8 protein-coding genes and 1 rRNA gene are annotated in these 11166 nt (G+C 71.5%); 3 read left to right on the forward strand and 6 right to left on the reverse strand.

Annotation, left to right across the window (positions count from 1 at the left end; all coding sequences use genetic code 11):
* The first annotated feature begins 7 nt into the window (after nt 1-7).
* Nucleotides 8-124, forward strand: a 5S ribosomal RNA gene (gene rrf, locus ACBR40_RS04865).
* Nucleotides 125-995: 871 nt separating this feature from the next.
* On the opposite strand, the gene ACBR40_RS04870 is transcribed toward rrf, so the two are convergent.
* Nucleotides 996-1454, reverse strand: coding sequence for a GNAT family N-acetyltransferase (locus ACBR40_RS04870; protein ID WP_371247589.1), 459 nt, complete (start codon nt 1452-1454; stop codon nt 996-998).
* Nucleotides 1455-1671: 217 nt separating this feature from the next.
* Nucleotides 1672-3150 carry a phosphodiester glycosidase family protein gene (locus ACBR40_RS04875; protein ID WP_371247590.1) on the reverse strand — a complete coding sequence of 493 codons (1479 nt, stop codon included), beginning with the start codon at nt 3148-3150 and terminating at the stop codon, nt 1672-1674.
* A gap of 260 nt (nt 3151-3410) precedes the next feature.
* On the opposite strand from ACBR40_RS04875, the gene trpS reads away from it, so the two are divergent.
* Complete coding sequence (gene trpS, locus ACBR40_RS04880; protein WP_371247591.1) at nt 3411-4373, forward strand: tryptophan--tRNA ligase; 963 nt, start codon at nt 3411-3413, stop codon at nt 4371-4373.
* Between the two features lie 15 nt (nt 4374-4388).
* Here trpS and ACBR40_RS04885 read toward each other — a convergent pair whose 3' ends face one another.
* From ACBR40_RS04885 to ACBR40_RS04900, 4 genes are all read right to left on the reverse strand, one after another.
* Entirely contained in the window at nt 4389-5507 is a 1119-nt protein-coding gene (locus ACBR40_RS04885) for a serine hydrolase domain-containing protein (RefSeq protein ID WP_371247592.1), read from the reverse strand.
* A gap of 103 nt (nt 5508-5610) precedes the next feature.
* Nucleotides 5611-7230, reverse strand: coding sequence for a PucR family transcriptional regulator (locus tag ACBR40_RS04890; protein WP_371247593.1), 1620 nt, complete (start codon nt 7228-7230; stop codon nt 5611-5613).
* Nucleotides 7231-7287: 57 nt separating this feature from the next.
* Nucleotides 7288-8916 (reverse strand): AMP-binding protein, encoded by a 1629-nt coding sequence (locus ACBR40_RS04895; RefSeq protein WP_371247594.1) that lies wholly within the window; start codon nt 8914-8916, stop codon nt 7288-7290.
* A gap of 13 nt (nt 8917-8929) precedes the next feature.
* On the reverse strand, nt 8930-9628 hold the full coding sequence (locus ACBR40_RS04900; protein WP_371247595.1) for a TetR/AcrR family transcriptional regulator: 699 nt from the start codon (nt 9626-9628) through the stop codon (nt 8930-8932).
* A gap of 55 nt (nt 9629-9683) precedes the next feature.
* Here ACBR40_RS04900 and ACBR40_RS04905 point away from each other — a divergent pair, with 55 nt between their 5' ends.
* Nucleotides 9684-11135, forward strand: a complete 1452-nt coding sequence (locus ACBR40_RS04905; protein WP_344205265.1) for an MFS transporter — start codon at nt 9684-9686, stop codon at nt 11133-11135.
* Nucleotides 11136-11166 lie beyond the last annotated feature (31 nt).

Raw genomic sequence — 11166 nt, forward strand, 5'->3', positions numbered from 1 at the left:
GGAGGGTTACGGCGGTTATGGCGGGAAGGAAACACCCGGTTACATTCCGAACCCGGAAGTTAAGCTTCTCTGCGCCGATGGTACTGCACTCGGGAGGGTGTGGGAGAGTAGGTCACCGCCGGACAATTTTTGTATGGAGGGCCTCGACTGGTTCAGTCGGGGCCCTTCTGCATTTCTGGCTGCGGCTTCGTGGCTCAGGCGGGCAGATCGTGCGGCTTGAGAGCGCAGGCTCGCCGGGGTGCGGAGATCGCCCGCCAGGCGAGGCGGGTGTCGATGGCGAAAGCGTGGCGGGCGGCAGGGAGGTCGTCGAAGGTCTCAGCTCTGCGTAACCCAGTCAGCTCGCCGATGAAGACCTTTTCAGGGTCGCGCAGAAGTAGGAGTAGGCGGCGGCGAACTCGAGAGCGGGCCCGTCCAAGAGGCGGTTCAGCAGGCTGTGCGCGAGCTCGCGAGGTGTGCGGTCAGCACGGCGATGGGTCTGGGAGTGGAGCAGATCGACCGCGCACGAGCTGTACCTGGGCGGGGGAGTATGGGAAGGATCGCAGCCGGTCGAGGGTTCTCGCCCAGACGTGCGCACGCGCCAGGATCGCGTACAAGGGCACCGTGGGGACGAGCACCATGGGCGCACGCCAGTCCGCCGTCGCCACGCCGAGGACGAGCAGTCCGAGTCCCGTCAGGATGAGGGGGCGCGGCGACATCTATGCGGGGCGCCGGGGAGGAGAGGCTCCCGTCCGTGGCTCCTGGACCGGGGCCGGCACGGCCGCGAAGACCTTGGCCGTCTGCTCCGTCATCACCAGGCGGAGGTGCAGCGGCTTCACCGTCACGTAGTCGAACGCGTCGCGGATCTCTGGATCGTGCAGTGCCCGGGTGACCGGGTGAGTGCGGCCGAACAGAGGTCACGCAGAGCGGGGCCCTCGTGCAGGGGGTTGGGTCGCACCGCACGAGCACGATGAGTGGCGTCGCCTGCGGGGGCAAGGCGAGGGGCGACGGCGCGGGGCTCAGCGCGGGTGATAGGTGATCGACTCGAAGGGCCAGTGCGTGGAGAGCCAGGCCGTCACGGTCTCGTACAGGGGCAGGTCCAGTTCGGCCCGGTCGGCGCGGACCCAGGAGGACACCTTGGCGTCGTGGTCGTCGCGGCGGGTGGGGTAGATGTAGACGCATCCGATCACGTCGCCGGTGGCGGGGTCGAGGACGGTGTAGGTGAATCCGCGGCGCCGGGCGAAGTCGTCGGCGTGGCGTTCCAGGTCGGCGAGGTTGGCCTCCAGGGTCATGCCGTTCACGGGAGGCCATTCTCGGTCGTGGAAGCCCGGAGTGGCGCGGATGTGCGCGATGCTGCCGGTCCAGGCGGCGTGGTCGGCGGCGTTGTGCTGCGGGCCCAGGGGTTCCAGCCGGAACCGCGGGGTGACCAGGTGCGAGGGGACGGCGAAGTCGTCGGGGACGAAGGCATGATCGCTCATGTGGCCGAGGCTATGAGCTCATGGGGTGCGGGAGGAAGGCCGGGCCGGGGTGGAGGCGGGCCTTGCGCCGGGCCGTCCCGGTGAGCGGGTGGCCCGGCGCAAGGTGCCCGGTGGCTGAGCGCGTCAGCGAGCTGGTGCTGGCTGAGCGCTTCAGCGAGCTGGCGCTACCTGAGCACTTCAGCGGGCTGGCGCTGGCTGAGCGCTTCAGCGGCTGGTGCTACTGGGGCAGGACGAGCAGGGAGTCGCCGACGCCGCGTTCCACGCCGTCCGAGGGCCGGTTGACCAGCTTGTTCTTCACCACCATGGCCGTCGAGCCGCCGCCGTCGAGGTTGACCGCCTGGCGGGCGCCGAGCCAGCGCATGAGCTGGGCGGCCTCGTGGAAGTTCGCGCCCACGGTGACGCCCGGCTGGCGGCCGTCGATGGTGGCGAGGATGAGGCTGCCGTTCTTGGTGACGCCGAGCAGGGTGCGCGGGTGGCGGCGCAGGATCATGTTAATCGAGTCGTGGCCGTCCCGCTTGGCGGTGATCTGGACCTGGCCGTTGCGGACCAGGTTGACATTGCCCGCGATGACGTGCAGGTCGGGGGTGAGCTTGAGCGCCTTCCTGGTACGCAGGTCCACGACCCTGGTGTCGACGCGTACGGTCCAGTCCTGCCAGGCGTGCTGGTTGAGCCAATCGGCCGAGACGCCGTTGCCGTGCAGCACCCGGGTGCCCTTGGCGATGGCGGCGCCGGAGGCGCGCAGGCCCAGCACCTTGCCGTTGGCGTCGAGGACGGCGTCGGTGCCGCCGGTGGGGGTCTTGGCGCCGTACTCCTCGGTATAGAGGATGAGCTCGTCCACGGCGGCGGCCCGGTTCACGCCGTTGGCCTGGGCCTTCTCGCCGTCCTGGGAGATCACGGTGACGGTGGTGGCGAGCTCGGTGATCCTGACGGAGCGACCCTGGAGGACGACCGCGGTGCGGCCCGGCACGGCCTCGCTGAGCAGCTTGCCGCCGACCACGGACGCGCCGACGGGCTCGCCGCGCAGGTTCCTGGCGGTGTGGATGTTGAAGAAGCCGCCGTTGACGCCGACGATCGCGCCCGCGGCCTTGGCCATCGCGGAGACCGTCTCGCGCTTGGCGACGCTCGCGCCGAGCGAGGCCGCGTACGAGCCGCGGAACGCCTTCGCGTCGATCATGACGACCTTGACGTCCCAGGGGCCGGTGGTCTGCAGCCCGTCGTCGCCGAGGTAGTCGACCTTGACCTTCAGGCCCGCTTCCTTGAGCGTCTTGGCCGCCTCCTCGGCCTTCTTCTTGTCCTTGAGCGACCACAGGCCGACCCGGACCATGTAGACGGTCTGCGAGGGGGCGTCGGCGACGCTCGGCCGGATCACCTCCTGCACGCTCGGGGTCTGGCCGGCGGCCTCGACCTCGGCGGCGACGGCTTCGGCGGTCGGCCGGGTGCCGTAGTCGCGGCCGCTCGGCATCAGGAGGGTGAGCGTGTAGCCGTCGGTCGCGCTGCCGGCTTTGACGTCGTACAGGTCGATGCCCGGCGCGACGGCGGTCATCGCCTTGGTCGGCACGGACTTGGCTCCCAGCGGGAACCTGGCCGACGGGAAGGCCACCGCCGCCTGTTCCGCCGCGACCGAGGCGGCGGGCAGCGTGGTGACGGTGATCGCCGCGGCTATGGCCAGGCCGCCGGCGAGGGTGCGTCGAGACATTAACTCTCCAGAGGGCACGAAAAGGGACCGCACCATACTGACGAGATCAAGGTTCGCAGGACAGGCGAACACGCGAATTGGCCGCAGGGATTACGAAAGAGACAGCCACCTTGGTTACAATTTCGGTATGAAGCGCATCTGCCTGTGGTGGTGGCCGACGGACGGCCGCTGACACCGCATGCAGAGGGCCGTCTCCGGACGGCCCGCCGACCATGCGCCGGGGTCCTCCTGGGACGGCATCGACCAAGGAGGAGACCCCGATGGACCACGTCGTGCTCACCGGCGACCGCCCGACCGGGCCGCTGCATCTCGGCCACTACTTCGGCTCGCTGGCCAACCGGGTGCGGATGCAGGACGAGCACCCCATGTACGTCCTGATCGCCGACTACCAGGTCATCACCGACCGCGACAAGCCCGGCGAGATCCAGGCGAACATCACCGACCTGCTGCTCGACTACCTGGCCGTGGGGCTCGACCCGGCCAAGGTGACGATCTTCCAGCACAGCGCGGTGCCCGAGCTCAACCAGCTGATGCTGCCGTTCCTGAGCCTGGTGTCGGTGTCGGAGCTGAGCCGCAACCCCACGGTGAAGGACGAGATCGCGCACAGCTCGCAGGCGGCCGTGAGCGGGCTGATGTTCACCTATCCGGTGCACCAGGCGGCCGACATCCTGTTCTGCAAGGGCACGCTGGTGCCCGTCGGACGGGACCAGCTGCCGCACGTGGAGGTGACGCGGCTGATCGCGCGCCGGTTCAACGAGCGTTACGGCGAGGTGTTCCCGCTGCCCGAGGCCGTCATGGGCGAGCGTTCCCTGCTCAAGGGCCTGGACGGCGGCAAGATGAGCAAGAGCCGCGGCAACGCGATCGCGCTGAAGGCCACCGAGGACGAGACGGCCGCGCTCATCAGGAAGGCCCGTACCGACGCCGACCGGCTGATCACCTTTGACGAGGAGCGCCGCCCCGAGGTGGCGAACCTGCTCACGCTGGCGGGCCTCTGCCTCGGCCGCAAGCCGCGGGAGCTGGCCGACGAGATCGGCGACGGCGGCGGCCTCGCGCTCAAGCGCCTGACCACCGACGCGGTCAACGACTTCCTGCGGCCGATCCGGGCCCGGCGGCGCGAGCTCTCGGCCGCCGGGGCGCGGCGGGTGCTGGAGGTGGGCAACGCGCGGGCCCGCGAGCGCGCCGCGGACACCCTGCGCGAGGTACGCGGCGCGATGGGCTTCTGAAGAGCCCTGCCGCTGCTACCGGACCGGCTCGGCGTCGTCGGCCGCGCCGGTCCGCCCGCGGAACACCTCGGCGACGAGCCGCTGCGTCGCCTTCTGGAACGTCTCCGACAGCGACAGCGCGGCGTCGTCCACGTAGGTCAGCCCGGCGGTCATGGTCGTGCCGCCGTCGGGCGTGCTGTACATGAGCGCCGCCGAGCCCGCCATGCCGCCGTTGTGGTGGAAGATCGTGCCGCCGCACTCCGTCTCCTGCGCGAACACCCCCAGGCCGTAGCCGATCTTCGGGTCCGGCCGGCGCATCTCGGCCAGCAGCGGGGCAGGGAGGAGTCTGCCGCCCATCAGCGCGGAGAAGAACGTGTGCAGGTCCCGGGTGGTGGAGATCATGTCTCCGCCGGCGGAGATCCAGGAGGGGTTCTGGCGGGTGACGTCGACCGTCTTCTCCTGGCCCGCGTCCTCGTACCGGTAGTAGCTGTGGGAGTGCGGCCCGGGGATCTCCGTGGCGGTGCCCGGCGCCACGGTCTCCGTCATGCCGAGCGGCCCGAGGATCAGCCGCTGCAGCTCCTCGGCGAACGAGCGGCCGGTGACCTTCTCGATCAGCAGCCTGGCCAGCACGTAGTTGGTGTTGGAGTAGCTCCAGTCCGCGCCCGGCTCGAAGCGGGCCGGCTTGGACAGCGCCAGCCGTACGAGATCTTCCGGCTGGTAGGTCTTGAGGCGGTTGTCCACCCACTCCCGGCCCGACCAGGGGATGCCCGGCGCGAAGGTGCCGTCGTCGTAGTACTCGCCGGTGAAGTTGAACACGCCGCTGGTGTGCTGCAGCAGCATCCGCGCCGTGATCCGCCGGTCCAGGCCGAACTCGGGCAGGTGGTCGCCGGCGGGGGCGTCCAGCCCGATCCTGCCCTCGGCCACCAGCCCCAGCACCGTGGCCGCCACGAAGGGCTTGGTGGCGCTGCCGATGCGGAAGCGCCCGTCCGTCGGCGGCTTCTCGCTCTCGCCCAGCTTGCGTACGCCGGCGCTGCCGGTCCACTCGCCCCGCGCGTCGTGCACGCGCAGCTGCAACCCGACGAAGCCGGAGTCGGCGATCTCCTGGATGGCCTGCCGCAGCTCGGGACGGTCCTGGCCGGTGAGGGTGAGGGACATGATGTGCGCTCCTTCAGGTTCTTGCCGTGTTCTTGGCATTCACCATCGCGGGGCGCGCTGACACGGGGCCGTCGCCGTGCTGACACGGGTGCTGAGACGGGCCTCAGGCGCGGCTGTCGCGGCGGAAGGACTCCAGGGCGAGGAGCGCGACGTGCAGCGACAGGCACGACTCGACGTCGTCGAGGTCGGTGTCGAGGATGCGTTCGAGCCGGCGCAGCCGGTCGTAGAAGGCGGGCCTGGACAGGTGCGCCTTCTGCGCGGCGACCGCCTTGTTGCGCCCCGAGTCGAGGTAGACGCGCAGGATGCGGGTGAGGTCGCCGCCGCGCTGGGCGTCGTGCGCGAGCAGCGGCCCCAGCTCCCGTTCGGCGAACGTCTGCAGCCGCGCGTCGTCGCGCAGCAGGTGGAGCAGCCCGCGCAGGCGCAGGTCGGGCAGGCGGTAGAAGGCGCGGCCGTCCGGCTGGCGTACGGCCACGTCGGCGACCTGCTCGGCCTCCAGGAAGCTGCGGCGTACGTCGCGGATGGACTCCACCACGGACCCGGCGGCGAGCACGAACGCCGCCCCGGGCGGCCACAGCATGCGCAGCCGGTCGGCGAGGGTGGTCAGCGCGGCCTCGGCCTGGGTGCGCGGCGGCAACGGCAGCAGGACGCCCACCCGCTCCTGGTCCAGCGCGCCGACGAGGGCGGGCAGCCGGGCGTCCCTGCAGGCCCCGGCGGTGGCCTCGGCCAGCTCGCCGAGCTGGGCCTGGCCGTCGAGCGCCTGGTCGGCCGGGTCGGTCGGCCTGATGACGACGCTGACCAGCTTGCGCCCGGTCAGCGGCACGCCGACGGCGCGGGCGCGGGCGGCGGCCTCGTCGGGGTCGGCGTAGGCGTGGGTGAGGATGCCGGTGATGATCGTGCCGTGGGCCTGGCGCTCCAGCGACTCCTGGTGGCGTTCGAGCAGGCGGCCGAGGGCGAGCGTGGTGGCGGCGCGTTCGGCCAGCACCAGGTCGCGCGGCGACGGCGGGGCGTCGCAGACCAGGATGAGCCGGCCCCAGTCCTGGCCGCGCGCCCCGACGGTGGTGACGAGCCAGCCGGAGGCCGGGTCGTAGGCCGTGCGCCCGGGCGGCGCCACCGCCCGCGACCGGGTCTCCCAGCCGGCCAGCAGGATGCCCGCGTCACGCCCGGCGGACTCGCAGGCCAGCACCTGGTGGGCGAGGTTCTCCAGCAGCACCGGGCGGCCGGCCAGCCTGGCCACCTGGGCGAGGACCTCCGTCGGCGAGGCGCCCTCGACCGACAGCTCGGTGAAGACCTCGTGGAGCTGCTCGGAGGCCCGCAGCTCTTCGAGCTGGATGTCGATGATCCGGGCGTGCACCGACTCGGTGATCTGGACGAACGGGGTCTCCCTGGTCAGCACGATGACCGGCAGCCCGTGCTCCTCGGCGGCCTTGAGCACCGCCCGCGGCAGCTCGCGGACGAACCGGCGGCCGAGCTCCACGACCAGCCCGGAGGCGCCGACGTCGGCCAGCGCGCCGATGTAGTCGGCCAGTTTGTCGGGGTCGTCGGGCAGCGCCACGCCGGTGGTCAGCACCAGCTCGCCGCCGCGCAGCAGTCCGGCGATCTCGGCGATCTCGCCGACGTGCACCCACCGCACCCGCGTGTCCAGCCGGTCGGCGCCCGCGACCACGCGCGGGCCACCCCGGCGCACGGTTTCGAGTTCGAGGACGTCGGCGATGGTGGGGAGCACGGGGCAGAGCCTAGCCGATCGATCTGTAAGAACGGGAATGCGTCACTTTACGCTCTGTCAGGAGCCGAGGTCGTCCTCGCGGTATTCCCCGCGGGGCTCGCGCACCCGGAGCTCGACCCGGCGGATCTTGCCGGAGATGGTCTTGGGCAGCTCGCCGAACTCCAGCCGCCGCACCCGTTTGTACGGGGCCAGCCCCCGCCGGCAGTGCTCGAAGATCGACCGCGCCAGCTCCTCGCCCGGCTCGAACCCGGGGGCCGGCGTGACGTACGCCTTGGGCACCGCCAGGCGCACCGGGTCGGGGGCGGGCACCACGGCGGCCTCGGCCACCCCCTCGTGCTCCAGCAGCACGCTCTCCAGCTCGAACGGCGAGATGCGGTAGTCGGAGGCCTTGAAGACGTCGTCGGTGCGGCCGACGTACGTGATGTAGCCGTCGGCGTCGCGGGTGGCGACGTCGCCCGTATGGTAGTAGCCGTCGCGCATCGCCTCAGCGGAGCCGCCCACGTAGCCGGCCATGAGGCCCATCGGCCGGCGGCCGTCGAGGGGGAGGCAGATCTCGCCGTCGTCGCCCTCCTCGCCGGTGTGCGGGTCGAGCAGCACGATCTCGTAGCCGGGCAGCGGCCGGCCCATCGAGCCCGGCTTGACCGGCTCGCCGGGCGGGTTGCCGATCTGCGCGGTGGTCTCGGTCTGGCCGTAGCCGTCGCGGATGGTGATGCCCCACGCCTTGCGCACCTGGTCGATGATCTCCGGATTGAGCGGCTCGCCGGCGGCCACGGCGGCGCGCAGCGGCAGCTTCCAGGCGGCGAGGTCCTCCTGGATGAGCATCCGCCAGACGGTCGGCGGGGCGCAGAACGTGCTCACGCGCTCGTCCCGCAGCACTTCGAGCAGCGCCGGGGCGGAGAAGCGGCGGTAGTCGTGGACCAGCACGGTCGCGCCGGCGTTCCACGGCGCGAAGACGTTGCTCCAGGCGTGCTTGGCCCAGCCGGGCGAGGAGACGTTGAGATGCACCTCGCCGGGGCGGACGCCGATCCAGTGCATCGTGGACAGGTGGCCCGCCGGGTAGGAGGCGTGCGTGTGCTCGACCAGCTTCGGCTGGGAGGTGGTGCCGGAGGTGAAGTAGAGCAGCAGCGGGTCGCCGGCCCTGGTGGGCCCGTCGGGCTCGAAGCCGGGCGGGGTGTCGTACGCCTCGTGGAAGGGCAGCCAGTTGTAGGCGTCGCCGACGGCGATCCTGGTGAACTCGCCCGGCCCGAACTTCCCGGCGTCCTCGGCGCCCGCGATCACGTGCGCGACGCCCCCGCGCTCGACCCGCTCGGCGACGTCCTTGGCCGTGAGCAGCGTGGTGGCGGGGATGACGACGGCGCCCAGCTTCATCGCGGCCAGCAGCGCCTCCCACAGCTCGGGCTGGTTGCCCAGCATGAGCAGGACGCGGTCACCGCGGCGCACGCCCTGGCGGCGCAGCCAGGTCGCGACCTGGCCGGAGCGGGCCGACAGCTCGGCGAAGGTGTAGCGGGCCGGATGGTCGCCGACTATCTTGAGCGCCACGGCGTCGGGGGTCTCGGCGGCGAGCACCCCGTCGAACCAGTCGAGCGCCCAGTTGAACTCCGTCAGCTCCGGCCAGCGGAAGTCGCGGCGGGCGGTGGCGGGGTCGGCGTTCAGCAGGAGGTCGCGGGCGGCGCGGAAATCGCTCATGTCCGGGATCCTGCTACGCCGGCAGCCGTCGCTCAAGGCCGTCGAGCACCGACACCAGGCCGAAGTCGAAGGCCATCGCGCGCATGACCCGCGGGTCCTCGGGGGCGGCGGTCTCGATCCCCCTCATGAGCTCGGGGTGCCCGGCCGCGACCTTCGCGAGCGCGGCCCGCGCCGCGGTGGTGTCCCATGTGCCCTCCACCGCCGTGTCCCAGGCGATCTCCGGGATGGTCATGCCGAAGATGTAGGCGGTGAGCGTGGCGCCGGCGAAGTCGATGTCGGCGCCGGCGAACCCGGCCAGCCGGAACGTGCGCCGCATGCGCTCGCTGACGCCGATGGCGTGCGGGCCGAGCGCGGGCAGGCGGCCGAGGAGGTCGGCCGACCAGGGGTGGTTGAGCATCGCCTGCCGCATGCTGTGGGCCAGGACGGAGGCGACCTCGCGCCAGTGCGCCTCTTCGGGGTCGGGGACGGTGATCTCGGACCACACCTCGTCGTAGGCCAGCTCCAGCAGGTCGTCCTTGGTGGCGACGTACCAGTAGATGCTGGTCGCGCCGGACATCAGCTTCGCGCCGAGCTTGCGCATGCTGAGCCCCTTGAGCCCTTCGGCGTCGAGCAGCTCCACGGCAGCCCTGACGATCTCCTCGCGGCTGCGTCCGGGGCCGGCGGGCTTGCTGCGCGGCTCGCGGGTCCAGACGGAGGTGAACTGCCTGCTCATGGCTCCAGGATAAATCCACTCGCACGGTGTTCGAGGACTGCCGTACAGTGTGCGAGTGACCTCGAACACTGTACGAGACCCTCGTCGCTGGTGGATTCTCGTCGTCCTGTGCCTGGCCCTGCTGGTCCTGGTCGTCGACAACACCGTGCTGAACCTGGCGATCCCCTCGCTCAACAAGGAGATGGGCGCCACTCCGTCGGACATCCAGTGGATCATCGACGCGTACGTGCTGGCCTACGCGGGCCTCCTGCTCACCTCGGGAGCCCTGTCCGACCGGTACGGCCGTCGCCGCCTGCTCATCATCGGCCTGGTCTTCTTCGGCGGCGCCTCGCTGCTGGCCGTGCTGGTGACGGAGCCCTGGCAGCTCATCGCCGCGCGGGCGCTCATGGGCGTCGGCGGCTCGCTCGTCATGCCGTCCACGCTGTCGATCCTGCTGACCGTCTTCGACGAGGACGAGCGGCGCAAGGCGATGGCCGCCTGGAGCGCCGTGGCGCTGGTCGGCCTGGTGTCGGGCCCGACCCTCGGCGGCTTCCTGCTCGCGCACTACTGGTGGGGCTCGATCTTCCTGCTGAACGTGCCGATCGCGGCCGTCGCCGTCGTCGCCGCCCTCGTGCTCATGCCCGAGAGCCGCAGCGAGAGCCGGCGGATCGACCCCGTGGGCGTCGTGCTGTCCAGCGCCGGCCTCACTGCCGCCGTCTACGTGATCATCGAGCGCGAGTGGAACATCCCCGTCATCGCGGTGGCGGTGCTCGCGCTGGCCGCCTTCGTGGTGTGGGAGCGCCGGCAGGACCAGCCGATGCTGCCGCTGCACCTGTTCGCCGACCGCAACTTCGGCGGCGCGTCGTTCTCGATCCTGCTGATGTCGTTCGGCGCGGGCGCGGTGATGCTGATGCTCACCCAGTACCTGCAGTTCGTGCTGGGCTACTCCGAGATCCAGGCCGGGCTCGCCATGCTGCCGTACGCCGTGGCCGCCGCCGTCTTCAACGGCGTGGGCGCGGGGCTCGGGCAGCGGGTGAGCAACCGGGTGCTGGTCGGCGCCGGGCTGGCGCTCATGGCGGGCGGCTTCGTCGTCATGGCCCTGACCACCGGTTACGGAGGGCTGCTCGCCGGGCTGGTCGTCATGGGCGTCGGCGGCGGACTGGCCGGGCCTTCGGCGTACGCCTCGCTGATGAACGCGATCCCCGTCGAGCACGCGGGCGTCGGGTCGGCGCTCAACGACACCGTCCAGCAGGTCGGCGTGGCGCTCAGCATCGCGGTCCTCGGCAGCGTGCTGGCCGGGCGCTACACGGCCGGGATGCCCGCCGGCCTGCCGGAGGCGGCCAGGGAGTCGATCGGCGGGGCGCACCTCGCCGGCCTGGCCGAGCCCGCGAACGCGGCCTTCACCTCCGCCATGCATCTCGGCTCGTGGGTGGGCGCGGCCTTCTGCGTGGCGGCGGCCCTGCTCGCCGTGTCGGTGCTGCGCCCGCCGAAGCCCGCCGCCGAGCAGGAGCCGGTTTACAGCTCGTAACCCGATTTTCCGGTAAGCCGACACATTGCAC

Source organism: Nonomuraea sp. AD125B, from assembly GCF_041402765.1.
Classification (GTDB): domain Bacteria; phylum Actinomycetota; class Actinomycetes; order Streptosporangiales; family Streptosporangiaceae; genus Nonomuraea; species Nonomuraea bangladeshensis.